This is a genomic window from Nocardioides ultimimeridianus (assembly GCF_054777895.1).
Genome location: NZ_BAAHAB010000007.1, coordinates 175835 through 201961 on the forward strand (window position 1 = coordinate 175835; position 26127 = coordinate 201961).

20 protein-coding genes and 1 riboswitch are annotated in these 26127 nt (G+C 72.9%); of the genes, 12 read left to right on the top strand and 8 right to left on the bottom strand.

Going from position 1 to position 26127, the window contains the following annotated elements; translation table 11 throughout:
* Window positions 1–7 precede the first annotated feature (7 nt).
* From ACYU8V_RS07640 to ACYU8V_RS07650, 3 genes are read left to right on the top strand one after another with little or no spacing between them, the layout of a single operon-like run.
* Window positions 8–1087, top strand: coding sequence for an ABC transporter ATP-binding protein (locus tag ACYU8V_RS07640; RefSeq protein WP_460846382.1), 1080 nt, complete (start codon window positions 8–10; stop codon window positions 1085–1087).
* Window positions 1068–1994, top strand: a complete 927-nt coding sequence (locus tag ACYU8V_RS07645) for a carbohydrate kinase family protein (protein ID WP_460846383.1) — start codon at window positions 1068–1070, stop codon at window positions 1992–1994. Before ACYU8V_RS07640 ends, ACYU8V_RS07645 begins: the two co-directional genes overlap by 20 nt.
* Window positions 1991–3232 carry a DUF4032 domain-containing protein gene (locus tag ACYU8V_RS07650; protein WP_460846384.1) on the top strand — a complete coding sequence of 414 codons (1242 nt, stop codon included), beginning with the start codon at window positions 1991–1993 and terminating at the stop codon, window positions 3230–3232. Before ACYU8V_RS07645 ends, ACYU8V_RS07650 begins: the two co-directional genes overlap by 4 nt.
* Before the next feature lie 18 nt (window positions 3233–3250).
* On the opposite strand, the gene ACYU8V_RS07655 is transcribed toward ACYU8V_RS07650, so the two are convergent.
* Window positions 3251–4411 (bottom strand): MFS transporter, encoded by a 1161-nt coding sequence (locus ACYU8V_RS07655; protein WP_460846385.1) that lies wholly within the window; start codon window positions 4409–4411, stop codon window positions 3251–3253.
* A 96-nt stretch (window positions 4412–4507) separates the two neighbouring features.
* On the opposite strand from ACYU8V_RS07655, the gene pgm reads away from it, so the two are divergent.
* On the top strand, window positions 4508–6142 hold the full coding sequence (gene pgm, locus ACYU8V_RS07660; protein WP_460846386.1) for a phosphoglucomutase (alpha-D-glucose-1,6-bisphosphate-dependent): 1635 nt from the start codon (window positions 4508–4510) through the stop codon (window positions 6140–6142).
* Here pgm and glgA read toward each other — a convergent pair.
* From glgA to glgX, 5 genes are read right to left on the bottom strand one after another with little or no spacing between them, the layout of a single operon-like run.
* Window positions 6131–7306 (bottom strand): glycogen synthase, encoded by a 1176-nt coding sequence (gene glgA, locus ACYU8V_RS07665; protein ID WP_460846387.1) that lies wholly within the window; start codon window positions 7304–7306, stop codon window positions 6131–6133. The genes pgm and glgA overlap by 12 nt on opposite strands.
* Window positions 7303–8511 carry a glucose-1-phosphate adenylyltransferase gene (gene glgC / locus ACYU8V_RS07670; protein WP_460846389.1) on the bottom strand — a complete coding sequence of 403 codons (1209 nt, stop codon included), beginning with the start codon at window positions 8509–8511 and terminating at the stop codon, window positions 7303–7305. The genes glgA and glgC overlap by 4 nt, the downstream gene beginning before the upstream one ends.
* Window positions 8508–10475 (bottom strand): 1,4-alpha-glucan branching protein GlgB, encoded by a 1968-nt coding sequence (gene glgB, locus ACYU8V_RS07675; protein WP_460846391.1) that lies wholly within the window; start codon window positions 10473–10475, stop codon window positions 8508–8510. The genes glgC and glgB overlap by 4 nt, the downstream gene beginning before the upstream one ends.
* Window positions 10472–12502, bottom strand: coding sequence for a maltotransferase domain-containing protein (locus ACYU8V_RS07680; RefSeq protein WP_460846392.1), 2031 nt, complete (start codon window positions 12500–12502; stop codon window positions 10472–10474). The genes glgB and ACYU8V_RS07680 overlap by 4 nt, the downstream gene beginning before the upstream one ends.
* Complete coding sequence (glgX, locus tag ACYU8V_RS07685; protein WP_460846393.1) at window positions 12477–14660, bottom strand: glycogen debranching protein GlgX; 2184 nt, start codon at window positions 14658–14660, stop codon at window positions 12477–12479. Before glgX ends, ACYU8V_RS07680 begins: the two co-directional genes overlap by 26 nt.
* A gap of 104 nt (window positions 14661–14764) precedes the next feature.
* Here glgX and ACYU8V_RS07690 point away from each other — a divergent pair, with 104 nt between their 5' ends.
* The gene (locus ACYU8V_RS07690; RefSeq protein ID WP_460846394.1) at window positions 14765–15946 is read left to right on the top strand and encodes an ROK family protein; all 1182 of its coding nucleotides are present in this window, start codon (window positions 14765–14767) and stop codon (window positions 15944–15946) included.
* 3 nt (window positions 15947–15949) lie between these two features.
* Here ACYU8V_RS07690 and ACYU8V_RS07695 read toward each other — a convergent pair whose 3' ends face one another.
* Window positions 15950–16921 carry an aldo/keto reductase gene (locus ACYU8V_RS07695; protein ID WP_460846395.1) on the bottom strand — a complete coding sequence of 324 codons (972 nt, stop codon included), beginning with the start codon at window positions 16919–16921 and terminating at the stop codon, window positions 15950–15952.
* A gap of 276 nt (window positions 16922–17197) precedes the next feature.
* Between ACYU8V_RS07695 and ACYU8V_RS07700 the strand changes: the two genes are divergently transcribed.
* The 7 genes from ACYU8V_RS07700 (at window position 17198) to ACYU8V_RS07730 (ending at window position 25385) form a co-directional block, all read left to right on the top strand.
* Window positions 17198–18214, top strand: a complete 1017-nt coding sequence (locus tag ACYU8V_RS07700) for a hypothetical protein (protein WP_460846396.1) — start codon at window positions 17198–17200, stop codon at window positions 18212–18214.
* Between the two features lie 81 nt (window positions 18215–18295).
* Window positions 18296–18402: riboswitch (guanidine-I (ykkC/yxkD leader) on the top strand.
* Between the two features lie 51 nt (window positions 18403–18453).
* Window positions 18454–20019, top strand: a complete 1566-nt coding sequence (locus ACYU8V_RS07705) for an amino acid permease (protein WP_460846397.1) — start codon at window positions 18454–18456, stop codon at window positions 20017–20019.
* Window positions 20016–20705, top strand: a complete 690-nt coding sequence (locus ACYU8V_RS07710; protein ID WP_460846399.1) for a DUF1989 domain-containing protein — start codon at window positions 20016–20018, stop codon at window positions 20703–20705. Before ACYU8V_RS07705 ends, ACYU8V_RS07710 begins: the two co-directional genes overlap by 4 nt.
* The gene (locus ACYU8V_RS07715; RefSeq protein ID WP_460846402.1) at window positions 20702–21325 is read left to right on the top strand and encodes an urea amidolyase associated protein UAAP2; all 624 of its coding nucleotides are present in this window, start codon (window positions 20702–20704) and stop codon (window positions 21323–21325) included. The genes ACYU8V_RS07710 and ACYU8V_RS07715 overlap by 4 nt, the downstream gene beginning before the upstream one ends.
* Window positions 21322–23217, top strand: a complete 1896-nt coding sequence (locus ACYU8V_RS07720) for a 5-oxoprolinase/urea amidolyase family protein (protein WP_460846403.1) — start codon at window positions 21322–21324, stop codon at window positions 23215–23217. The genes ACYU8V_RS07715 and ACYU8V_RS07720 overlap by 4 nt, the downstream gene beginning before the upstream one ends.
* Complete coding sequence (atzF, locus tag ACYU8V_RS07725; protein WP_460846404.1) at window positions 23214–24809, top strand: allophanate hydrolase; 1596 nt, start codon at window positions 23214–23216, stop codon at window positions 24807–24809. The genes ACYU8V_RS07720 and atzF overlap by 4 nt, the downstream gene beginning before the upstream one ends.
* Before the next feature lie 120 nt (window positions 24810–24929).
* The gene (locus ACYU8V_RS07730) at window positions 24930–25385 is read left to right on the top strand and encodes an SRPBCC family protein (protein ID WP_460846405.1); all 456 of its coding nucleotides are present in this window, start codon (window positions 24930–24932) and stop codon (window positions 25383–25385) included.
* Here ACYU8V_RS07730 and ACYU8V_RS07735 read toward each other — a convergent pair.
* Window positions 25382–26119 carry an ABC transporter permease gene (locus ACYU8V_RS07735; protein WP_460846406.1) on the bottom strand — a complete coding sequence of 246 codons (738 nt, stop codon included), beginning with the start codon at window positions 26117–26119 and terminating at the stop codon, window positions 25382–25384. The two genes, ACYU8V_RS07730 and ACYU8V_RS07735, sit on opposite strands and share 4 nt — an antisense overlap.
* Window positions 26120–26127: the final 8 nt, after the last annotated feature.

Genomic DNA, 26127 nt, shown 5'->3' on the forward strand with positions numbered 1-26127 from the left:
AACTGGAATGGCACGAGTGACTTTCACCGGGACCCAACGGTGGTACGCCGGCATGGACAAGCCGGCGGTCCCCGGCATCGACCTGGACATCGAGGACGGCGAGTTCATGGTGCTCGTCGGCCCCTCCGGGTGTGGCAAGTCCACCACCCTGCGGATGCTGGCCGGGCTGGAGGAGGTGGACGCGGGCTCGATCCACATCGGCGACCGGGACGTCACCACGCTGGAGCCCAAGGAGCGCGACATCGCGATGGTGTTCCAGAGCTATGCGCTCTACCCGCACATGACCGTGGCCGACAACATGGGCTTCGCCCTCAAGATGGCCAAGGTCTCCAAGGAGGAGCGTGCGCGCCGGGTGCGCGAGGCGGCCGAGCTGCTCGGCCTCACCGACTACCTGGACCGCAAGCCCAAGGCGCTGTCCGGTGGCCAGCGCCAGCGCGTCGCGATGGGCCGCGCGATCGTCCGCAAGCCGCAGGTCTTCTGCATGGACGAGCCGCTGTCGAACCTGGACGCGAAGATGCGCGTCCAGACCCGCACCGACATCGCCAAGCTGCAGCGCGAGCTCGGCGTCACCACGGTCTACGTCACCCACGACCAGGTCGAGGCCATGACGATGGGCGACCGGGTCGCGGTGATGAAGGACGGACTCATCCAGCAGGTCGACACCCCGTTGGCGCTCTACGACAAGCCGGCCAACCTGTTCGTGGCCGGGTTCATCGGCTCCCCGCAGATGAACCTGCTCACCGGCACCGCCGTCGACGGCGAGGTCCGGATCGGCGAGTTCGCCGTCCCGGTCGATCGTGCGGCGGCGGCGAAGGCGACCGGCGATGTCGTGATCGGGATCCGCCCGGAGAGCTGGCGCATCGTCGGTGCCGGCGAGGGCATCCCGATCGTCGTCAACGTCATCGAGGAGCTCGGCGCGGACGCGTTCGTCTACGGCACCTGCGAGGCGGAGGGCGCGCCGCACGACGTCATCGTCCGCGTCCCCGGCCGGGACACCACGGCCAAGGGTGCCGTCATGCACGTCACGACCGACCCGGCCAACGTCCATGTCTTCGACAAGGAGACCGGTGAGCGCCTCTCGGCCTGACGCGCTCGTCATCGGCGAGGCGCTCATCGACCTGATCCGGCGGCCGGGACTCCCCGAGCTGGCCCGGGTCGGTGGCAGTCCGCTCAACGTCGCCGTGGGGCTGAGCCGGCTGGGGGTCCCGGTGGCCCTGCAGACCAGCATCGGCGAGGACGAGTACGGCGCGCTGGTGGTCGATCACCTCGACGTGAACGACGTCGAGCTGGTGGCCTACTCGATCGGCCCCGGTCCGACGTCGAGCGCTGCCGCCGTGCTCGGGGCGGACGGCGCGGCGACGTACGACTTCGACATCGGGTGGTCGGTCGGCCCGGCTCCAGCGTACGAGCCCGCGCTGGTGCACACCGGGTCGATCGCGTCGGTCCTGCAGCCGGGTGCGACGACGGTCCGGGAGTCGGTGGAGGCGCTGCGCCCGGTCGCGACCGTGTCCTACGACCCCAACGTCCGGCCGCTGCTGATGGGGGAGCCCGCGGTCGCCCGGGCCACGGTGGAGTCGTTCGTGCGGCTCGCCGACGTCGTGAAGGCCAGCGACGAGGACCTGGCCTGGCTGTTCCCCGGGCACACGCCGGAGGAGGTCGCCTGCCGCTGGCTGGACCTGGGGCCGGCGCTGGTCGTCGTCACGTCCGGGGCGGGTGGTGCGTACGCCGCCGGCGCGCGGGGCGTGCACGCGGAGGTGCCGGCCGCGCCGACCACGGTCGTCGACACGATCGGGGCCGGCGACTCCTTCATGGCCGGCCTGCTGGCCGCCCTGGCCGACGCCGGCCTGCTGGGCCGCGACCGCGCCGCGGCGCTGCACGGCCTCGGGGCCGAGGAGGTCCGTGACCTGGTGGGGTTCGCCGCGCGCTGTGCCGCGGTGACTGTCTCGCGGCCGGGGGCCGACCCGCCTCGGCGTGCGGCCCTGCTGCCCGCATGAGGTTCGTCTTCAACCCACCTGCCGACGGCGCCGTCGACCTGCTCGACCTGCCCTGGGGGACACCGCTCGCCGAGTGGGACGAGCCCTGCCTGGTCGAGGTCCCGACGGCCGGCATCCACCGCCACGTGGTCCGCTTCGTCGAGACGGCGAGCGGGATGTTCGTGCTCAAGGAGCTGCCCGCCGACCTCGCGCGCCGTGAGTACGCCGTGCTGCGCGACCTGGCGGCGGAGAGCATCCCGGCCGTCGAGGTGGTGGGCGCGTGCCTGGACCGCGAGGGGCAGGACTCGATCCTGGTGACCCGTTTCCTGGCCTACTCGGCGACGTACCGCCGCCTGCTCAGCACGATCCAGGCCGGGCCGCGCTTCGACGCGCTGATCGGTGCGATGGTCGAGCTGCTCGTGCGGCTGCACCTCGCCGGCTACCTGTGGGGCGACTGCTCGCTGTCGAACACCCTGTTCAAGCTCGACGCGGGCGACCTCGAGGCCTACCTCGTCGACGCCGAGACGATGGAGCGCCACCCCGGGCTGACCGACGGCCAGCGGCGCCTCGAGCTCGACCTCGCCTACGAGCGGATCGGCGGGGAGCTGCTGGACCTCGAGGCCGGTGGGCTGCTCGATGCCGGGATCGACCCGGTCGGGACGGCCGACGGCATCCGGCAGCGCTACGACGCGCTGTGGTGCGAGGTGACCCGCGACGAGGTGATCCCGCGCGCGGAGCAGCGCTACCTGATCGGCGAGCGGATGCGCCGGATCGAGGAGCTCGGCTTCGACGTCGACGAGGTCGAGCTGCTGCCGGCCGAGGACGGGTCGAAGGTGCGGCTGCGCACGCGCGTGGCCGACCCCGGACGCTGGCAGCGGATGCTCCGCAGCCGGACCGGATTGGTCGCGCAGGACCGGCAGGCGCGCCGGCTGCTCGCCGACATCGCGAGCTTCCGCGCCTGGCTCGAGCAGCGCACCGGTCGGCCGGTCTCGGAGGCCGCGGCGGCGTCGCAGTGGCTCGTCGACTGCTACGACCCGGTGGTCTCCACCATCCCGCACGAGCTGCGCAGCAAGCGCGACGAGCCCGAGGTCTTCCACGAGGTGCTCGAGCACCGGTGGCTGCTCTCGGAGCGGGCCGGCCGCGACGTGAGCACGTCGGAGGCCGCCCGCGACTACTTCGACGAGGTGCTGCCCGACCTGCCCACCGGCGCGATCCCGCGCATCACCGACGAGGTCGCCGACGACCGCCGGCCCGGCTGAGCGCGGCCCGATGACGCGTCAGCGCGGCGGGCGCGCCGCCGGCACGAGCAGCGCTGCCGGCACCAGCAGCACGGCGACGGCGAGCAGTGCCTGCTGGGTGCCGGCGCTGTCGGCCAGGAAGCCGAGCAGGGGAGGGCCGACCAGGAAGCCGGCGTACGCGACCGTCGACACCACGCTGACGCGTGCGGCCGCGCGGGCGGGGTCGTCGGCGGCGGCGCTGATGCCGACGGGGAAGCCGAGCGAGGCGCCGAGGCCCCACAGCACGATGCCCGCGACGACCAGTGGTGCCGGGCTGCCGAGGGCGATGACGACGATGCCGATCCCGGCGGCGGCCATAGTCGCCCACAGGACCGGAGCCCGTCCGTGCCGGTCGAGGACCGCCGGCCCGACCAGGCGGCCGGTCGTCATCGCGGCCACGAAGACGCCGAGACCGGCGACACCGACCCAGTGCGGCACCCGGTACCCGTCGATGAGCGCCACGGCCAGCCAGTCGTTGGCGCTCCCCTCGGTGATGGCGAGGGCCAGGACCAGGACCCCGATCAGCACGGTGCGCGGCTCCCGCCACGCCGTCGTCGCTGCCGGGGCAGCAGCGACCTCCGTGGCGGCCTCGTCGCGGCGGGGCAGGAACCGGCCGGCCGCCGGGATGAGGACGGCGACGCAGACCGCGCCCACGACCAGCAGGTGCCACGCCAACGGCACGGCCAGCGCCGTGGTGAGCGCGCCGAGGCTCGCGCCGACCACGGTGCCGAGGCTGAACGCCGCGTGGAAGCGCGGCATGATCGTGCGCTGCAGCCGGTGCTCGACCGCCGCGGCCTCCACGTTCATGGCGACGTCCCACGCGCCGGTGCCGAGGCCGTACGCGAGGAGGCCGCCCGCGGTGACGGGCACGCTCTCGAGCACCCCGGCGCCCAGGGCGGTGACGCCGAAGCCGGCCATGGCGACCGCGATCCCGATCCGGACCGCGGCGGCGGCGCCGACGCGGTGGACCAGCGCGCCCGCGGTCGGAAGCGTGATCACCGAGCCGAGTGCCAAGGTGAGCAGCAGCAGGCCGAGCTCGCCGTTGTCGAGCGCGAGTCGCGACCGCACCTCGGGGATGCGGGACACCCAGGACGCGATCGCGACGCCGTTGAGCAGGAACGTCAGCAGGACGGCGTTGCGGGAGCGGAGCGTGGCGACCACCCCGCAATTGTGCACAGAAATCCCGCAGTTAGGTATTGCGGGGACAAAAGTCGCACCCTACGGTGCAAGTGACCAGTCGATGAGAGGCCCCACCAGATGACCCAGCCCGGAACGCCCGCCACCACGACCGATCTCGTGGACGTGCCACGCCTGGTGACGGCGTACTTCACCACGGAGCCCGACCTCGAGGACCCCGCCCAACGGGTCGCCTTCGGCACCAGCGGCCACCGCGGCTCGTCGTTGAGCGCCTCCTTCAACGAGGCGCACATCGCGGCGATCACCCAGGCGATCTGCGACTACCGCGCGGGCTGCGGCTACACCGGGCCGCTCTTCTTCGGCCGTGACACGCACGCGCTGTCCGAGCCGGCGTGGGTGACCGCGCTCGAGGTGCTCGCCGCCAACGACGTGACCGTGCTGGTCGACTCCCGGGACGGCTACACGCCCACCCCCGCGCTCTCGCACGCGATCATCACGGCCAACGGCGGCCGCACCGAGGGTCCGGGCCTCGCCGACGGCATCGTCGTCACGCCCTCGCACAACCCGCCGGCCGACGGCGGCTTCAAGTACAACCCGCCGCACGGCGGCCCGGCCGACACCGACGCCACGAGCGTGATCGCCGAGCGGGCCAACGAGCTGATCGCCGACGGCCTGGGCGGCGTACGCCGGGTGCCGGTCAGCGTCGCGCTGGCGCGGGCCGGTCGCTACGACTTCCTGGGCGCGTACGTCGACGACCTCCCCTCCGTGATCGACCTGGACCGGATCCGGGAGGCGGGTGTGCGGATCGGCGCCGACCCGCTGGGTGGCGCGAGCGTGGACTACTGGGGCGCGATCGCCGAGCGGCACCGGCTCGACCTGACCGTGCTCAACCCGCTGGTCGACCCGACGTGGCGGTTCATGACCGTCGACTGGGACGGGAAGATCCGGATGGACTGCTCCTCGCCGTACGTGATGGCGAGCGTGCTCGAGCGGCGCCACGACTTCGACATCGTGACCGGCAACGACGCCGACGCCGACCGGCACGGCATCGTGACGCCGGACGGGCTGATGAACCCCAACCACTACCTCGCGGTCGCGATCGGCTACCTCTTCGGCGGTGCCCGGCCAGGCTGGGCCGAGGGCACGAGGATCGGCAAGACGCTGGTCTCCTCCTCGATGATCGACCGGGTCGCGGCCGAGGTGGGCCGCCCGCTCGAGGAGGTGCCGGTCGGCTTCAAGTGGTTCGTCCCGGGGCTGATCGACGGCTCGATGGGCTTCGGTGGCGAGGAGTCCGCGGGCGCGTCGCTGCTGCGCAGGGACGGCACCACCTGGACCACTGACAAGGACGGCATCGTCATGGCCCTGCTGGCCGGCGAGATCCAGGCCGCGACCGGTCAGTCGCCGAGCGAGCTCTACCGCGCGCTCACCGAGCGGCACGGCGAGCCCGCCTACGCGCGCATCGACGCGCCGGCCGACCGCGAGCAGAAGGCGCGCCTGGCCCGCCTCGCGCGGGAGGACGTCGCCGCGGTGGAGCTCGCCGGCGAGCCGATCACCGCGCGGCTGACCACGGCCCCCGGCAACGGCGCGGCGATCGGCGGCCTCAAGGTGACCACCGAGTCCGCCTGGTTCGCGGCCCGGCCGTCGGGCACCGAGGACGTCTACAAGATCTACGCCGAGTCGTTCCGCGGCGCCGAGCACCTCGCCACCGTCCAGGCGGAGGCGAAGGAGATCGTGGGCGCCGCGCTACAGCAGTGAGCGGTACAGTTCCACGGTCCGCTCGGCGATCGGGCGCCAGTTGAAGTGGTCGCGCACCCGCTCCAGGCCCGCCCGGCCCAGCGCGTCGGCCAGCGCCGGGTCGGCGACGAGCCGGTTGGCGGCCGCCGCCAGGCCGGCCTCGAACGCGGCCGGGTCGGAGGCGTCGTACGGCGCCAGGATGCCGGTGCGGCCGTCCTCGACCACCTCCGGGATGCCGCCCACGTCGCTCGCGACGACGGCCGTGCCGCACGCCATCGCCTCGAGGTTGACGATGCCCAGCGGCTCGTAGACCGACGGGCAGCAGAAGAACAGGGCGTGGCTGAGCACCTCGCGCACCTGCTCGGGCGGGAGCATCTCGGACACCACGAAGACGCCGGTGCGCTGCTCGTGGAGCGCCGCGATCGCGGCGTCGGTCTCGGCCTTGAGCTCGGGGGTGTCGGCAGCGCCGGCGAGCAGCACCAGCTGCAGGTCGGGATGGAAGTCGAGGGCCGCCCGAAGCAGGTGCGGGACGCCCTTCTGCCGGGTGATCCGGCCGACGAAGGCGGCGTACGGCCGGTCGGGGTCGACGCCGATCCGCTCCAGCGTCGCCCGGCTCGGGTCGGGGAAGTAGAGGTCGGTGTCGATGCCGTTGTGGATCACGTGGACCCGCTCCGGCGGCACGGCCGGATAGGCCCGCAGGATGTCGTCTCGGGTCGCCGACGAGACCGCGATGACCGCGTCGGCCGCCTCGTACGCCGTCCGCTCCGCCCAGCTCGACACCCGGTAGCCGCCGCCGAGCTGCTCGGCCTTCCACGGCCGGTCGGGCTCCAGGGAGTGTGCGGTGATCACATGCGGGACGCCGTAGAGCAGCTTGGCCCAGTGCCCGGCCATGTTGGCGTACCAGGTGTGCGAGTGGACGACCTGCGCGTCGGCGCAGTCGGCCGTCATCGCGAGGTCGGCCGAGAGCACGCGGAGCGCGGGGTTCGCGTCGGCGAGCCGCGGGTCGTCCTCGGAGTGGGCGGTGGCGCCCGGCCGTTCCGGGCCCATGCAGACCACGCTGACATCGACCAGGTGCCGCAGCTCGCGGACCAGGAAGTCCACGTGGACGCCCGCGCCGCCGTACACGTACGGCGGGTACTCGCGGGTCAGGATGCTGACCCTGAGATCCCTCAGGTCCTCGGTCATACCTGCTGCCCCTTGCCGATCACGACGATGCCGCCCTCGCTGACGTGGAAGCCGCGGCGGCGGTCCTCGTCGTGGTTGATGCCGATCAGGGTGCCGGGCGGGATGACCACGTTCTTGTCCACGATCACGTCACGCAGGATCGAGCCGCGGCCCACGTGCACGCCGTCCATCAGCACGGTGCGCTGGATGGCCGCACCGTCGTCCACCCGTACGCCGGTGCCGATCACCGAGGCGTCGGTGTTGGCGCCGGAGACGATCGATCCCGCGCAGACGATCGAGTCGCGCACCGAGGCGCCGTGCACGAACTTCGCGCCCGGCAGCTGCGCGGGCAGCGAGTAGATCGGCCACTGCTGGTTGTAGAGGTTGAACTCCGGCGACGCGGAGACCAGGTCGAGATGGGCGTCGTGGTAGGAGTCGATGGTGCCGACGTCACGCCAGTACCACCGGTCGTCGCCGACCGAGCCGGGGATGTCGTTCTCCTTGAAGTCGTAGACCGCGGCGACTTGCTGGGCGACCATCGCGGGCACGATGTCGCCGCCCATGTCATGCAGCGAGGCAGGGTTCTTGGCGTCGGCCTCGAGCGCCTCGATCAGGACGTCGGCGGTGAAGACGTAGTTGCCCATCGAGGCGAGGATCTCGTCGGGGGAGTCCGGCAGGCCCGGCGGGTCGGCCGGCTTCTCGAGGAACTCGTCGATCGTGGTGCCGTCGGCCTTGACCGTCATCACCCCGAACTGGTTGGCCTGGCTGCGCGGCACCCGGATGCCGGCCACGGTCACCCCGGCACCGGAGGCGATGTGCGCGTCGACCATCTGGCGCGCGTTCATCCGGTACACGTGGTCGGCGCCGAAGACCACGATGATGTCGGGCCGCTCGTCGACGATCAGGTTCATCGACTGGTAGATCGCGTCCGCGCTGCCCTGGTACCACTGCTTGCCGCGGCGCTGCTGCGCCGGCACCGGCGTGACGTAGTTGCCGAGCATGCTCGACATCCGCCACGTCAGCGAGATGTGCTTGTCCAGGGAGTGCGACTTGTACTGCGTCAGCACCGCGCACTTGAGGAACCCGGAGTTGATCAGGTTCGACAGGGCGAAGTCGATCAGCCGGTAGCTGCCGGCGAAGGGGACCGCGGGCTTGGCCCGATCCTCGGTCAACGGCATCAGTCGCTTGCCCTCGCCGCCGGCGAGGATCAGGGACAGGACCTTCATGGGGTGTCTCCATCGTTCGGCGGCACTGCCGTGCCGTGGGTGGGGGTGGTGCTGGGTGGGGGGCTGGATGTGGGGCTGGGTGCGGGGGTGAGCCAGAGGACGCCGGCAGGGGGGACGACGAGCACCGCGGAGGCCGGCTGGTCCTGCCACGGGTCGGGGGTGGCATCGATCGCGCCGAGGTTGCCCACACCGCTCCCGCCGTACGCCGAGGCGTCGGTGTTGAGCACCTCGATCCAGCGCCCGGCGGCCGGGAGTCCGAGCCGGTAGTCCTCGACGGTCACGCCGGCCGTGTTCGCCACCACCACGATCGGCCGGCCCTCCGCCGACCAGCGCACGAACGCGAGGACGTCGCGGCTGCCGGTGTCGAGCCAGCGGAACCGGCCGGGGTCGGCCTCGGCGTCCCACAGCGCGGGCAGGCTCCGGTACGTCGCGTTCAGGTCGGCCACCAGGCGGCGTACGCCCTCGTGCTCGGGCTCGGCCAGCAGCCACCAGTCCAGCTCGCGCGGCTCGGCCCACTCGGCGGCCTGGGCGAGCTCGCCGCCCATGAACAGCAGCTTCTTGCCCGGGTGGCCGTACTGCAGTGCGTAGAGCGAGCGCAGGTGCGCGAACCGGTTCCACCGGTCGCCGGGCATCCGGTCCAGCAGCGAGCCCTTGCCGTGCACGACCTCGTCGTGGCTGAGCGGGAGCAGGTAGTTCTCCGAGAAGGCGTAGGCCAGGGTGAAGGTGAGGTCGCCGTGGTGGTGGCCGCGGTGGATCGGGTCGCGCTCCACGTAGTGCAGCGTGTCGTGCATCCAGCCCATGTTCCACTTGAACCCGAAGCCGAGGCCGTCGTGCTCGGTGGCGCGGGTGACGCCCGGCCACGACGTCGACTCCTCGGCGACCGTGAACGCGCCCGGCACCCGGCGGTAGACGGTGGCGTTGAGCTCCTGGAGGAACTGCACGGCCTCGAGGTTGGCCCGCCCGCCGTGGATGTTGGGCTGCCACTCGCCCTCGTCGCGGGAGTAGTCGAGGTAGAGCATCGAGGCCACCGCATCGACGCGCAGGCCGTCGGCGTGGAACTCCTCGAGCCAGTACAGCGCGTTGGCCACCATGAAGTTGCGCACCTCGGGCCGCCCGAAGTCGAACACGTAGGTGCCCCAGTCGGGGTGCTCGCCGCGGCGCGGGTCGGGGTGCTCGTAGAGCGGCGTACCGTCCAGGCGCGCGAGCGCGAACCCGTCCTTGGGGAAGTGCGCCGGCACCCAGTCGAGGATGACGCCGATGCCGGCGTTGTGCAGCGCGTCGACGAGCCGGCGCAGGCCGTCGGGGTCGCCGTGCCGCGCGGTCGGCGCGTAGTAGGAGCTGACCTGGTAGCCCCAGGAGCCACCGAAGGGGTGCTCCATCACCGGCATCAGCTCGACATGGGTGTAGCCCATCTCTGCAACGTACGCCGTGAGGTGCTCGGCCAGCTCGTCCCACGAGTAGGAGCTGCCGTCGGGGTGGCGCCGCCACGAGCCGGCGTGCACCTCGTAGACCGACATCGGGGCGAGGTCGGGCCGGTCGGTCCGCGCCGCCATCCATGCCGCGTCGGACCAGGCGTGGGTGCTCTCGAAGGTGACCGACGCGGTCCGCGGCGGCACCTCGGTGCGCCGGGCCATCGGGTCGGCCTTCTCGCGCCACCGGCCGTCGGCGCCGAGCACCGCGAACTTGTAGGCGAACGCGGGGGAGAGGCCGGGCACGAACAGCTCCCACACGCCCGAGGCGCCGAGCCGGCTCATCGCGTGCGCATGCCCGTCCCAGGAGTTGAAGTCGCCGATGACCCGCACCTCGCGGGCGTTCGGCGCCCACAGGGCGAAGGACGTCCCGGTCGTGTCGCCGACCGTGCCGGTGTGGGCGCCGAGCACCTGCCAGAGGTGCTCGTGGCGTCCCTCGCCGATCAGGTGCAGGTCCAGCTCGCCGAGGGCGGGCGGGCCCATCGGTGCCGTCATCGGGCCTCCTCCACCGGGCGCACGGCCAGCACGTGGGCCGGCCGGGTGGCCGGGTCGAGGTGGACGTAGGTGTGCTCGGTCCACCGCCAGCTGCCCGGCGCGAGCAGGTCCTCGACCTCGAGCACGTCGTGCCAGTCCCGGCCCAGTGCGGGCATGTCGAGGTGGACCGTGGTCTCCCGGGGATTCGCCGGGTCGAGGTTGATCACCACGATGACCAGGTCGCCGGTCACGACGTCGTGCTTGCTGAAGCAGAGGACCGCGTCGTCGTCGGTGCGGTGGACGGTCACGTTGCGCAGCTGCCGCAGCGCGGGGTGGTCCCGGCGTACCTCGTTGAGCCGGGTGAGGTACGGCGCCAGCGACTCGCCGCGCTCCTCCGCACCGGCCCAGTCGCGCACCTTCAGCTCGAACTTCTCCGAGTTCAGGTACTCCTCGGCGCCCGGCCGGATCGGGGTGTGCTCGAGCAGCTCGAAGCCGGCGTACACGCCCCAGCTGGGGGAGCCGGTCGCGGCGAGCACGGCCCGGATCTGGAACGCCGCCCGGAGTCCGGACTGCAGGAACGTGGGCAGGATGTCGGGGGTGTTGACCCAGAAGCTGGGCCGGACCTTGTGGGCGGTCTCGTGGGAGACCTCGCGCAGGTAGTCCTCGATCTCGCGGCGCTCGTTGCGCCAGGTGAAGTAGCAGTAGGACTGGTGGAAGCCGACCGCGCCGAGCGCCTGCAGCATCGCCGGCTTGGTGAAGGCCTCGGACAGGAACACCACGTCCGGGTCGGTACGCCGGACGGCCGCCAGCAGGTCGGCCCAGAAGTGGACCGGCTTGGTGTGCGGGTTGTCCACGCGGAACGTGCGCACGCCCAGCCGCATCCAGTGCCGCAGGATCCGCTCCGACTCCGCCAGGATGCCGGGATAGTCGTGGTCGAAGTTGACCGGGTAGATGTCCTGGTACTTCTTCGGCGGGTTCTCGGCGTAGGCGATCGAGCCGTCGATGCGGGTGGTGAACCACTCCGGGTGCTCGGCCACCCACGGGTGGTCGGGCGCGGCCTGCAGGGCGAAGTCGAGCGCGACCTCGAGGCCCAGCCCGTGGGCGGTCGCGACGAACGCCGCGAAGTCCTCCTCGGTACCGAGGTCGGGGTGGATCGCGTCGTGGCCGCCGTCCTTCGAGCCGACCGCCCAGGGCGAGCCGACCCAGTCGGCGGGGTGCTCGCCGGGCGGGTCCAGCACGACGTTGTTCGGGCCCTTGCGGTTGACCTCGCCGATGGGGTGGATCGGCGGCAGGTAGACGATGTCGAAGCCCATCGCGGCCACGGCGGGGAGGCGCTCGGCCGCGGTGCGGAACGTGCCCGGGACGAGCCGGCCGGTCGCCGGATCGGCGTACGCGCCCTCGGAGCGGGGGAACAGCTCGTACCAGCTGGAGGCGAGCGCGCGCTCGGGATCGACGAAGAGCGGGTACGGGCGGCTGACCGTGAGCATCTCGCGCAGCGGCTGGCGCTCGAAGATCTCCAGCAGCTCCGGCGACTCGATCGCGGCGAGCCGCGTGTCGAGGGAGGTCCGCGCGTCCCCGAGCAGCCGGCGGACCCGCGTCGCGGCCGACCGGTCGGCACGGCTCATCCGGGTCGCGCCCAGCCACCGGTCGAACAGGGCGGCACCCTCGGCGAGCATCAGGTCGACGTCCACCCCGGCCCGGATCTTCACCGTCGCCGCGTGGTGCCAGGTCGCCAGCGGGTCGCTCCACGCCTGGATCCGGAAGGTCCACGCACCCACCCGGTCGCCGATCACGGTCGCGCTCAGCCGGGCCCGCTCGTGCTCGAGCGGCCGCATCCGCAGTGGTGCGCGGTCCTTGCCGCGCGGGTCGGTGAGGACCACCTCGGCGGCGTACGCGTCGTGACCCTCGCGGAAGACGAGCGCGGTTACGTCGAAGGGCTCACCGACCGCCGCCTTCGCGGGGAGCGCGCCGCCCTCGATGACGGGGGAGACCTCCAGGATCGGGATCCGCCCGATCACCTGCTCAGTGCTGGTTATCGGGCTGGTCATCGGGGCCATCCGTTCGGGTCTGGAGCAGGACGAGGGAGTGGGCGGACAGGGGCATGGTGCGCCCCGCCTCGACCGGGGTGCCGACGGGCAGTGCCTCGTCGGTGGAGAGCACGACCACCCCGGAGGTCACCCAGGGGTTGTCGGCGAGCAGGCACTCGCACGCGTTCGGCGAGCCGTTGAGCCACAGCAGGAAGGACGCGTCGTGGAGCACCTCGCCGCGCGGCCCGGCCTCCCGCAGCGGCGAGCCGGAGACGAACATGCCGATCACCCGGAGCTGCTCGTCGTGCCAGTCGTCGGCCGTCATCTCCCGGCCGGTGGGATGGATCCAGGCCAGGTCCTTCGGGCCGCCCGGGACGGTGGGCCGGCCCTCGTACCAGTGCCGCTGGCGCAGCGCGGGGTGCTCGCGGCGGATCCGCAGCGCGGCCCGGGTGAGGTCGTGCAGGTCCAGCCAGGATTCGTCCGCCCAGTCGACCCACGAGATCTCGTTGTCCTGGCAGAACGCGTTGTTGTTGCCGCCCTGGGTGCGCCCGCGCTCGTCGCCGGCGGTGATCATCGGCACGCCGTTGGACAGGCACAGGGTGGCCAGCAGGTTGGCGGCGATCCGGTGCCGGGTCCGGAGGATGGCGGGATCGTCGGTCTCGCCCTCGGCGCCCCAGTTGTGCGACCGGTTGTTGTCGGTGCCGTCGCGGTTGTCCTCGCCGTTCGCCTCGTTGTGCTTGGCGTCGTAGGAGACCAGGTCGCGCAGGGTGAAGCCGTCGTGCGCGGTGACGAAGTTGACCGAGGCGTAGGGCGAGCGCCCGTCGTCGGCGTACAGGTCCGCGGAGCCGGCGATCCGGGTCGCGACCGTGCGGATGCCGTCGGAGCTGTCCCGCCAGAAGTCGCGGATCGTGTCGCGGTACTGGTCGTTCCACTCCACCCACGGCGGCGGGTACTGGCCGACCCGGTAGCCGTCCATCGACGCGTCCCACGGCTCGGCGATCAGCTTCACGTGCCGCAGCACCGGGTCCTGGCTGATGATCGTGAGGAGCTCGGCCCGCATGTCCACGTCGTACCCGGTGCGCGTCAGCGCCGACATCAGGTCGAACCGGAAGCCGTCGACGTGCATCTCGGTGACCCAGTACCGCAGCGAGTCCAGGATCAGCCGGAGCGCGTTCGGGTCGGTGCTGTCGACGGTGTTGCCGCAGCCGGTGACGTCCCAGTAGACGTCCTCGGCGACGTCCTCGTCCCGGTCGGCCGCCGGCACCCGGCGGTAGAACCCGAGGTCGTCCAGGCCGCGGAGGCTGAGCGCCGGACCGAGCGGCCCGCCCTCGGCCGTGTGGTTGTAGACGACGTCGAGGATGACCTCGATCCCGGCCGCGTGGAGGTCCTTCACCATCTGCTGGAACTCGGTGACCTGCTGGCCGCGGTCGCCTCCGGCGGCGTAGGCGTTGTGCGGGGCGAAGAAGCCGATCGAGTTGTAGCCCCAGTAGTTCTCCAGGCCCCGGTCGAGCAGCGCCGGCTCGGAGACGAACTGGTGCACGGGGAGCAGCTCGACCGCGGTGATCCCGAGATCGGTGAGGTAGCCGATGGTCGCGGGGTGCCCCAGGCCGGCGTACGTGCCCCGCAGCTCCTCGGGCAGGCGCTCGTCGAGGCGGGTGAAGCCTCGGACATGGAGCTCGTAGACGACCGTGTCGCGCCAGCGCCGCCGCAGCGGAGTGTCGTCGGACCAGTCGAAGTCGTCGCGTACGACGACGCTGCGGGCCGTCACCGGAGCGGAGTCGAGCGGGGAGGGCTTCGCGGGCTCGGTCAGGTCGTGGGCGTAGAGGGCGGGGTCGGGCGTCACGTGTCCGGACACGGCCCGCGCGTAGGGGTCGAGCAGGAGCTTGGCGGGGTTGTGCCGCAGCCCGTTCGCGGGATCCCACGGACCCTCGGCGCGGTAGCCGTAGCGGGTGCCGGCCGCGACGCCGGGGATGCGGGCGTGCCAGATGCCCAGGCTCCGCTCGGTGAGCTCGTACGCCGTCTCCCGGTCGTCCTCGTCGAACAGGCACAGCCACAGCCGGGTGGCGCCGGGGGCGTGGACCGCGAAGTTCGTGGACTCGGCCGACCAGGTGGCGCCGAGGGGCCAGTTCTGGCCCGGCCACTGCTCGGCGGGAGACTGCCCGTCTGTTACGCATGTCACATGTCGAAGCCTACGGACTTTTGTACAGAAAAGATACCTAAGTGCACTACCTGATGTTCGGGAGTCGGGTGTCATCGGGATGCCCGACGCGTAGCATCGCGCGCATGGCGCAGCGACTCTCGACGGTCACCCCCACGGCGGGCAGCCTGCTGGAGCTCATCCGGCGCGGCGAGGTCTCCACCCGGGCGGAGGCCGCGTCGGTCACCGGGCTGTCGCGGACGGCCGTGACCGCGCGCCTGGACGCCCTGATGCGGGCCGGCCTGGTGGTCGAGGGCGACGAGGCCCCGTCGACCGGCGGCCGCCCGCCCACCCAGCTGGAGTTCAACGCGCAGTCCGGGGTCGTTCTCGCCGTCGCGCTCGGCCGGAGCCGCACCCAGCTGGCCGTGTGCGACCTCGACGGCAAGGTCCTCGCCCGCTCGGAGGTCGAGCACGCCGACGGCGGGCCGCCCGACGCGCTCGTCCCGCGAGCGCGCAAGGAGCTCGCCAAGCTGCTGCGCTCGCTCGGCCGGCCCGACAGCGACGTCCGCGGGGTGGGGCTGAGCGTTCCCGGGGCCGTGGACGCCGCGAGCGGGCGGGTGTCCTCGCTGGTTCTGCGCGAGTGGGACGGGGTGGAGCTGGCGCCGTACTTCGCCGGGCTGGGCGCCGGCGTGGTCGCCGTGCAGAACGACGCGAACGCCCTCGCGCTCTCCGAGCTGCACGGACACCTCCTGCGCCACCGCGACCTGGTCGTGCTCAAGGCATCGACCGGCCTCGGGTGCGGCTTCTTCGTCGACGGCCGCCTCGTCGTCGGCGCCAAGGGCGCCGCGGGGGAGATGGGGCACACCAAGGTCGCCGCCGCCGAGGGGCGGGCGTGCCGCTGCGGCGACGTCGGCTGCCTCGAGACCGTCGCCAGCGGCTGGGCGCTGGTCCAGCAGTCGGCGGCCGACGGCGAGCCCGTCGCCCACATCCGCGAGCTGGTCGCCTCCGCGCTCGGCGGCAACGCGCCCGCCCGTCACCGCATCCGGGAGAGCGGGCGCCGGGTCGGTGAGGTCCTGGCGGGCGTCGTCAACCTGCTCAACCCCGGCGGACTGGTCGTCGGCGGCGACATGGCGGCGGCGTACGACATCTTCGTGGCGGGCATCCGGGAGACCCTCTACGCCGGGGCGACGGCCGCCGCGTCCCAGGAGCTCGAGATCCTGCCCAGCAGCTTCGGCTCCGACGGCGCGGGTGTCGTGGGCTGCGCACACCTCGCCCTCTCGGCGGTGCTGGCGCCTGCGGCGGTCGACCGGCTGCTGCGCGCGCGGTAGGTCTCAGGGCAGCGGGGCCCCGCGCGCGGTCTCCCACAGCAGGTACCACTGCTCGTGCGTGAGGCGCGACGGCTCGTGGTGCGCGTCGCGACAGGCGCGGATCCGGGCCGGGCTGGTGGCGCCGATGACCGGCACGACCCGGGCCGGGTGCTGCTGCAGCCACCAGAGCAGGACGGTCTCCGGACTGGTCCCGTGCTCGCGGGCGAGCTCGGCGATCAGCGCCGCGACGTCCTCGTCGCCGGGCTCGCGCGGCGCGCCGGTGAAGCGGCCGCCCGCGAGCGGGCTCCACGCCTGGACCTCGATCCCCTCGGCGCGGCAGAGCTCCAGGGTCCCGTGCGGGAAGCCCACGTCGGCGGCCGCCGCCGTGTTCACCAGTACGCCGGCCTCGAGCCAGCCCCGGTGGTGCAGCCCCAGCTCGAGCTGGTCGACCGCGATCGGCACCCGCGTGTGCGGCTGGAGCGCCGCGATCTGGGCGGCGCTCATGTTGGAGACGCCGACGGAGCCGACCAGGCCCTCGTCGTACAGGGAGGTGAGGGTGGCACCGATGTCGGCCGGGTCGGCCAACGGGTCGGGGCGGTGCAGCAGCAGGCAGTCGAGGTGGTCGGTGCGGAGCCGCTCCAGGCTCTGCTCGACGCGCATCCGGATCGTCGCCGGGCGTAGGTCGTAGAGCTGGGGATGCTCGGCGGTGGCGAGCCGGATGCCGCACTTGGACTGGATCCCGATCCGCCCGCGCAGCCCGGGATCCCGCTCCAGGAGGTGCCCGAAGGCCTCCTCGGCCGTGCCGTGCCCGTAGATGTCGGCGTGGTCGAAGCGGGTGATCCCGATCTCGAGGGCAGCGGTGACGGCCGCCTCCGCCCGTTCGTGGTCGGCCGCCGTGAGCGGCTGCCCGTCCCACCGGCCGATGCCCATGCAGCCGTAGATCAGGCCGCCGTGGCGCGGAGCTGCGGGAGCGGGGGTCGTCTGGGGATCGGTCACAGCTGCTCCGGGCACGAGTCGTCGGGCGGGTGGGCGCCCAGTCTCGCGCAGGCTGCAACCTTTCGGACCGCCGGCGCGTCTCACGGCACATGAGCGACGCGAGCGTGGGCGAGTGGACCGAACCGGGCACCGAGGACGATGGCGGGACGGAGGACACGAGGAGGCGCCGTACGGTGCTGCTCGTGCTGGCCCTGGCCCTGCTGATCACTGTGACCCTCGTGGTCGCGGTCTTCCTCATCGTCTCGGGGTCGTCGGCCGGGGCGGCGGGGGACTGCGGTGGCGGCTGAGGCGTTCGCCGCACCGGCGGCCGCGCCGACGAGGCCGGTGCGCTGGTGGCTGGGCGCCACCCTGGTCCTCACGATCGCCCCGTTCGTCGCAGCGGTCGCGCTTGCACCGCCGCCGGGCGCACGCCCCGGCAGTGCGCTGGTCTGGCTGCTCTTCGTCGGCTCGTCCACGCACGTCGGCGCGACCGCATGGTTCTACACGGTGCCCGAGGTACGCGGGCACATCCGCCGGCACCGCTCCCGGTACGTCGTCGTCCCGGTGCTGCTCGTGCTCGGGACCGCGGCCGCGGCGGTCGTGACCCCGTCGGCCTGGTTCCTCGACGCGCTGCTGGGCTATTTCGGCTGGCAGTTCCTCCACTTCCAGAAGCAGAACCTCGGCATCGCCGCCCTGGCGGCCCGCTCCCTGCGCCTCCCCGGGCTGACGCAGATCGAGCGGCGGGCACTGATCGGCGCCGGCTGCGGCGGCATCCTCGCGCTGGTCGGGCACCCCGCGCTGCTCCAGCTCGCACCTGATCTCGTGGTGCCCGGGCTGTTCTCGGCCGGTGCCGTCGTGTTCGCGGCCAGCGTCGCCGTGGGGGTAGCGGCCGTGTGGCGCCGGCCGCCGGGCGCGCGGTCGCCGGCGTTCGTCGCGGTGTACGCCGTGTCCCTGCTGTTCTTCGCCCCCGTCTTCGCCTTCTCCTCGCCGTACGCCGCCGTGGCCGGTCTGACCATCGCGCACGGGCTGCAGTACCTGCTGCTGCTCGGCATGCTGGCCGGTGCGCCGGTCGAGTCGGCGACCGGTCCGCAGCTCGGCGTGCTGCTCCTGGTCAACGGCGCCCTCGTCGCCGGCCTGCTCCTCAACCAGGCCTCCCACCTCCACACGGCGCACGGTCTTCCGCGGGCGATCTACGGCGCGTACCTGGGCCTGGTCATGGCCCACTTCGTCGTCGACGCGGGGCTGTGGCGGCTGCGGGACGAGTTCCCGCGCGCGTTCCTCGGCCGCCGGCTGCCGTACCTGCTCGGCCGCTGACCGGCGTAACACGTTCTTCACACACGACGCAGCGCGGCCGTAACCCGCGCTGGGTTGAGTGGGTCCCGATCCACCGCAGAGGTGGAGCGCCCCTAGGGTTCCGCTTCTCGCGAAGGCCTGGTCCGAGAGGGGAGGCGAGGCGGCAGCGGTGCCGCAGCGTTCCACGGCGGGAGAAAAGCCCGGGAGGCCCAACGGCCCCGGGACGCGTGCGCTTCCGGGCACAACGGAAGGCGACCACCGTGGCCACTGCTTCGGTCTCTCCCGACATCGCTGCCTCATCCGACCTGAGCCACTTCGGCTACCGACAACAGCTCTCCCGCCGGGTGGGGACGTTCGCGTCCTTCGCCGCGGGCTTCTCCTTCGTCTCGATCCTGACCACCGTCTTCCAGCTGTTCGGCCTGGGCTACAGCTTCGGCGGTACGGCGTTCTTCTGGACCTGGCCGGTCGTCTTCGCCGGCCAGCTGCTGGTGGCCCTGTGCTTCGCCGAGCTGGCGGCGCGCTACCCGATCTCGGGTGCGATCTACCAGTGGTCGCGCCGCTTCGGCGGGGCCACCCTGGGCTGGTTCGCCGGCTGGACCATGATCGTCGCGCAGATCATCACCCTGGCCGCCGCCGCGATCGCCCTGCAGGTCGTCCTGCCGACGGTGTGGTCCGGCTTCCAGCTCGTCGGCGGCGACCCCAGCGTCGTCACCTCGACCGGTGCCACCAACGCCGTCGTGCTCGGCTGCATCCTGCTGACGGTCACCACCACGCTCAACGCGCTGAGCGTCCGCATCACCTCGATCGTCAACTCGGTCGGCGTCACCTGCGAGCTGGTCGGCATCGTGCTCCTGGTCGTGCTGCTGATGACCAAGGCCGAGCGCGGCCCGTCGGTCGTCCTGCACCACACCGGCCTCGACGCGCACACCGGGTACGTCGTCCCGCTGCTCATCTCGGCACTGATGGCGGCCTACGTCCTGGTCGGCTTCGACAGCGCCGGTGAGCTCGCCGAGGAGACCCACCGCCCGCGGGCGACCACGCCGCGCACGATCGTCCGCGCGGTCGTCGTGTCCGGCGTCGCCGGCGCCTTCCTGATCGTCGCTGCCCTGATGGCGGCGCCCTCGCTCACCGACGGCGACCTGTCGACCGGCGGCCTGCCGTACGTGCTCACCAGCCGGCTCGGCTCGCCGGTCGGCAAGCTGCTGCTGATCGACGTCGCCTTCGCCGTCTCGGTCTGCACCCTGGCCATCCAGACCGCGGCCGCCCGCATGGTCTTCTCGATGTCGCGCGACCACGTGCTGCCGTTCTCGAACGCCCTGGGCCGGGTCTCGCCGCGCACCGGTACGCCGGTCCTGGCGACCGTCGTGCCGGGCGTGCTCGCCGGCGTCTGCCTGCTCGTCAACATCGGCAACGCCGGGCTGTTCATCGGACTGACCAGCGTCTGCATCATGCTGCTCTACATCGCCTACCTGATGGTGACGATCCCGCTGCTGGTCGCCCGCGTGCGCGGTCGCGGCCTGGAGGGCGGCGTCGACGAGACCGGCCGTCCGCTGTTCTCCCTGGGTCGCACCGGGGTCGTGGTCAACACCCTCGCCGTGGTCTTCGGCATCGCGATGACCCTCAACCTGGGCTGGCCGCGCGCCGAGGTCTACGACCCGGCCGACGCCGGGTGGTACCTGCACTACCTGCCGCTGCTGACCCTGCTCGCGGTGTTCGGCATCGGCGCGCTCGCGCACGCGCTGCAGCGCAGGGCCTACCTGGCCCGGATCGGCGCGGCACTGCACGTGTTCCACGGTGTCGACGGCCTCGCGGAGGCCGAGGCGTGAGCCGCGTCCACGAGCTGCCCGGGGGAGCGTGCTTCACGCTCCCGCTGGCAGCAGGCGAAGCCCTGTCCATGACCAGCCTCTCGCCGGTCACGAACGTCACCATGCAGCTGTTCGCCGCCGACCGGCTCGACCGGCTCAACGTGCCCGACACGATGAAGGCCCAGATGTCGGCGTGCGTCACCGCGCCGATGGTGCTGATGTCGGATCGCGGGTGCGCGCTGGCCTCGGTCGTGGGGTCCACGACGCCGTGGCACGACTGCCTGGGCGGGATGAGTCACGACGTCCACGTCGACGCCTTCGGTACGACGTCGTACGGCGTCGAGCGCAACGAGTGGCGCCGCTCGGCGCGGGCCGGCCTGGTGCTCGAGCTCGCCAAGTACGGCCTGGGCGAGGCGGACCTGCACGCCCCCGTCAACTGGTTCTCGTCCGTGGCGATCGAGCCCGGCGCGGGTCTCGGTGCGCTCCGGCCCGCGGGCGCTGACCAGCGGGTCAGGCTGCGCGCCGACCTCGACGTGCTGGTGGTCCTCAGCACCGCGATCCACCCGCTCGCCACGAGCCCGGCCACCGGCGGCGTGCGTCTCGAGGTCACGACGTACGACGGCGACGACCCGTGCGCCCCGTGGCGCGAGGAGTCCGCGCGCGCCCTCGGGATGAGCGCCTGGGCGCGGACGGGGGTGCCGGCATGACCACGCTCTCCGCGATCACCGGGACCGCCGTCGACCTGGTCGTGGCCGCCGGCGACGGCGCGCTCGTGCGGGTCCCCGCCGGGCAGACCCTGCGCATCGTGGACCTGCACGGCAACCAGGCCGTCGACACGCTGCTCTACGACGCCGATGACATCACCAACCGCTACTCGGCGTTCGACACGATCCGCGAGCAGCGCGCGGTCTACCTGACCACCGGGTCGCGGCTGCTCTCCTCGCGCCTCGACGAGCTGGCGGTGATCACCGACGACACCTGCGGCCGCCACGACACCATCGGCGGCGCGTGCGCGCAGGAGAGCAACGTCGTGCGCTACGGCATGCACACCCGGCACCAGCACGCCTGTCGCCAGACCTTCCTGAAGTACGGCGCTCCGGCCGGCATCGGCCAGCGCGAGCTCGGGCACAACATCAACTTCTTCATGAACGTGCCGGTGGATCCGCAAGGTGGGCTGCACTTCGACGACGGACTCTCCGCGCCGGGCAAGTACGTCGACATCACCGCCAGCCGCGACATCCTGACGCTCATCAGCAACTGCCCGCAGCTCAACAACCCCTGCAACGGGTGGGACCCGACGCCGGTGCGACTGCTGGGGGACTGGTGAGGGGCGCGATCACGGTCCTGGACGCGGGCGCGCAGACGACCGTCCAGGACGAGCGCGGCCGGCAGGGCTACTGGGACGTCGGCGTCCCGCCGTCCGGCGCGTTCGACGACCTCACCCTGCGGCTGCTCAACGACGCCCTCGGCAACGGGGGCGCCGCGGCCGGGCTGGAGTGCGTCATCCGCGGGCCGCGTCTGGTGACCGACGTCGACCGGATGATCTGCGTCGGCGGTGGCGTCCACGACGCGACGGTCGACGAGCGGCCCGTCGTACCGGGCACGCCGCACCTGTGGCGCGCGGGGACGGTGCTCGACCTGGGCCCGCTCGACGGCGCCGGGCTGCGCGGCTACCTGGCCGTGCAGGGCGGGATCGACGTCCCGCGCGTGCTCGGCAGCCGCTCGACCTTCCTGCTCGGCGGCTTCGGCGGCGTCGAGGGTCGTGCCCTGTGCGACGGCGACGTGCTCGCGCTCGGCCGGCTGGAGAACCTGCGCCAGCCCACCGCCGTGACGCTGCCCGCGATCGGCCACGACTGGGAGCTGCGGGTGATCCCCGGGCCGCACGGCTCGCCGGACTACCTCAGCGAGGAGGGCGTCGCGGAGTTCTTCGGTGCGACCTGGACCGTCGACCACCGCGCCGACCGCACCGGTATCCGGCTGCTCGGCCCGGCACCTCGCTGGGCGCGCACCGACGGCGGCGAGGCCGGCCTGCACCCGTCGAACCTGCACGACTCGGCGTACCCGGTCGGCGGGATCATGCTGTCCGGCGACACCCCGGTGATCGTGGGCGTCGACGGCCCGTCGCTCGGCGGCTTCGTCGTGCCGGCCGTCGTGGTCGAGGAGGACCGCTGGAAGCTCGGCCAGCTGCGGCCCTCGGACACCGTGCGGCTGGTCCCGGTGGACCTCGCCGGGGCGCCCGCGACGACGGCGCGGCCGGCGACGCTGGCGGCCACCGGTCCGGTCCTCGCCCCTGCCTCCGCCCCCACCTGGTCGATCCGTGCCTCCGGCGACCGCCACGTGCTGGTCGAGGCCGGATCCACCGAGCTCGACCTCGAGGTCCGGGTCTGGGTCCACCTGCTGGCCGAGGCGCTGCGCCGCCGGCGGCTCCGGGGTGTCGTCGAGATCGTGGAGGGCGTGCGCTCGCTGCTCGTCGCCGTCGACCGGCTGCACACCTCGATCGACGTGGTCGGCGCGCTGTTGGCCGACCTGGCCGCGGACCTGCCGGATCCCTCGACGGTCGTGCTGGCCTCGCGCGAGGTGGTGCTGCCGATCGCCTTCGACCACCCCACCGCGCACGAGGCCATGCAGCGCTACGCGTCGGTCAACCCGACCGCCCCGTGGTGCCCGGACAACGTGGAGTTCATCCGCCGGGTCAACGACCTCACCGAGCGCGACGAGGTCTTCGACGTGGTGTCGGCGGCGACGTACCTCGTGATCGGGCTGGGCGACGTCTACCTGGGGGCGCCCGTCGCGGTGCCGCTGGACCCGCGGCACCGGCTGGTGACCACCAAGTACAACCCGGCCCGCACCTGGACCGCCCAGAACTCCGTCGGCATCGGCGGCATCTACCTGTGCATCTACGGGATGGAGGGGCCTGGTGGCTACCAGCTGGTCGGCCGCACGGTGCCGGTCTGGCGCCTCGGCGGCACGGCCGACGACGAGCGGCCCTGGCTGCTGCGCCAGTTCGACCGGATCCGGTTCCGGGCGGTGTCGGCGGAGGAGCTCGCCGACGCGCGCGCCGACATCAAGGCCGGCCGGACCGGTCTCGACGTCCGTCCCGGGACCTTCAGCCTGGAGGACGTACGCCGGATCGAGCGCGACGGCGCCGACGAGATCGACCGGCTCCGCCGGCAGCGTCGTGCCGCGTTCGACGCCGAGCGGACGAGGTGGGCCGGATGACGGCCTGGATCGCCCGCGGCGAGGTCGCCGGTGCCGCCGAGGGTCCGCTGGCCGGGCTGCGGTTCGCGGTCAAGGACAACATCGACGTGGCCGGCTTCGCGACGACGGCCGCCGATCCCCGGCGTACCGATCCCGCCACGGCGCACGCCGCCGTCGTCGAGCGGCTGCTCGCCGCGGGGGCGGACCTGGTCGGCAAGACCAACCTGGACCAGTACGCCACCGGGCTGGTGGGCACCCGCTCGCCGTACGGCGCCTGCCACGCGGTGGGCTCGGCGGAGCACGTCTCCGGCGGCTCCAGCTCGGGCAGCGGGGTGGTCGTCGCCCGCGGCGAGGTCGACTTCGCACTCGGGACCGACACGGCCGGCAGCGGCCGGGTGCCGGCGGCCTTCAACGGCATCGTCGGGATCAAGCCGAGCCGGGGGCTGGTCTCCACCCGCGGCGTGCTCCCGGCCTGCCGGAGCCTGGACTGCGTCACCGTCTTCGCCCGCGACCTGGCCACCGCACGTCGCGCGTACGACGTCATGGCCGGCTTCGATCCCGAGGACCCGTTCGCGCGGCGGGTCCCCTCGGAGCCGGTCCCGGTGCGGCCGCTCGTCATCGGCGTGCCTGCCGCACCGCTCGACCTCGAGCCCCTGCACGCCGAGGCCTGGGACCGCGCCCTCGCGCACGCCGAGCGGATCGGCACCGTCGTGCCGGTCGACGTCGAGGCGCTGCTCGAGGTCGCCGGCATGCTGTACGACGGGCCGTGGGTGGCCGAGCGCTGGACGTCGTTCGGCGCCGCGCTGGACGACGACCCCGCGGTCGACGCTGCGGTACGCCGGATCGTGCGCCCCGGTGCGGACATCACCGCGGCCGCGGCCTTCTCGGCCTTCGAGCGCCTGGCCGCGCTGGCCCGGCGTACCGAGCAGGTGTGGGTGGGCGTGGACACGCTGCTGCTCCCGGTCACCCGCGAGCACCCGACCCTTGCCGAGGTGGCGGCCGACCCGATCGGGGTGAACGCGCGCCTCGGCCGGTTCACCAACATGACCAACCTGCTCGACCTGTGCGCGGTCGCGGTGCCGGGGCCCGAGCGCGCCGACGGGCTGCCGTTCGGCGTCCAGCTGCTCGCCCCGGCCGGGCACGACGACGTCGTGCACGCCGCGGCGGCCGACTGGCTCGGCGAGCCTCGTCCCGCCGCGCCGCCGCGGGCCGAGGTGCTGCTCGCGGTGGCCGGTGCGCACCTCCGTGGCGAGCCGCTCAACCACCAGCTGGTCGAGCGCGGTGCCCGGCTGGTGGAGGCGACGCACGCGGCCGGGGACTACCGGATGTTCGCGGTCCCCGGCCCGCTGCCGAGGCCCGGGCTGTCGCGGGTGGGGCCGCGCAGCCCGGAGCCGCCCGTCGGTCGGGGGCCGGAGGTGGAGGTGTGGGCGCTGCCCGCCGCCGAGCTCGCCGGCTTCGCCGCCCTGGTGCTGCCGCCGCTCGCCCTCGGCCCGATGAGCCTGGCCGACGGCCGGCAGGTGCTCGGCTTCGTGTGCACGGCCGACGGCGTCGACCAGGGGACCGACATCACCTCCTACGGCGGCTGGCGGGCGTACCGGGCCGCGGTGGGGTGACCATGAGGTGATCGTGGGGTGATCGTGAGGTGACCTGCGCCCCATCATCGCTCCGGACCGTTTGGCATCGGGGCTCCGGGGCACGGGAGGTCGACCGACCGACCACCCCGAGGAGCCCCCGTGAGCCAGATCCAGCAGTCCGTCGACGTCCACGTGCCCGTCCGGGTCGCGTACGACCAGTGGACGCAGTTCGAGTCGTTCCCGAACTTCATGACCGGCGTCGAGTCCGTCACGCAGATCGACGACACGCACAACCACTGGGTGACGAACATCGCCGGAGTGAAGCGCGAGTTCGACACCGTGATCACCGAGCAGCACCCCGACGAGCGCATCGCGTGGCGCACCACCGGCGGCGACACCCAGCACGCCGGCGTCGTCACCTTCCACCGCCTCGACGACACCACGACCCGCACGATGATCCAGCTCGAGTGGGAGCCCTCCGGACTCGTCGAGAAGGCCGGGTCCGCGATCAACGTCGACGAGCACCAGGTCAAGAAGGACGCCGAGCGGTTCCGCGACTTCATCGAGTCGCGCGGCACCGAGACCGGCGCCTGGCGCGGCGACGTCGAGAACTAGACCGCCGCGACGAACACGAAGGGTGTGCGGGCTGCCGTCCTCGCGACGACCAGCCCGCACACCAGCATCGCCAGCACCACGCAGGACAGCACCACCAGCTGGAACTCGGCCGCAGCGACCGGGCCGGCGCCGCCGAAGAGCGCGCCGACGAACGCGCCCGGCAGGGTGACCAGCCCGGTGGCGCGGGTCTGGTCGAGGTTGGGCAGCAGGGCCTCCCGTACGGCGGTCCGCGCGATCTCGTCGTACGCCTGCTCGGGGGTCGCGCCGAGCGCGAACCAGCCCTCCACCTCGTCGCGACGCTGCTGGGCGCTCTGGGCGAAGCGCCGGCCGGCCAGCGTGGAGGCGTTCATGGCGTTGCCGATGACGATGCCGGCCAGCGCCACGACGTGGCGGGCGTCGAACGCGACCATCCGGGTCGCGAAGGCCAGCACCAGCGCGACCCCGGCGCCGGCGACCACGCCGAGCAGCGCCAGCCGCCGGCCGTGGGGGACGGCGGCCAGGCGCCCGCCGGAGGTCCACGACGCCGTCGCCACCATCAGGGCGACGAACGCCGCGGCCGTCGCGGGCACGGACAGCACGCCCCGCAGCAGCAGCGCCACGACGGCGAGCTGGACCGTCGCCCGGGCGAGCGCGGTGAGCGGCTGCCAGCCGAGCTCGAGCCGCGACCATCCCGCGATCCCGACCGACAGCAGTCCGATCAGGACCAGCCCGATCGCGAACCCCACGTGGTTCATCGGCGGTC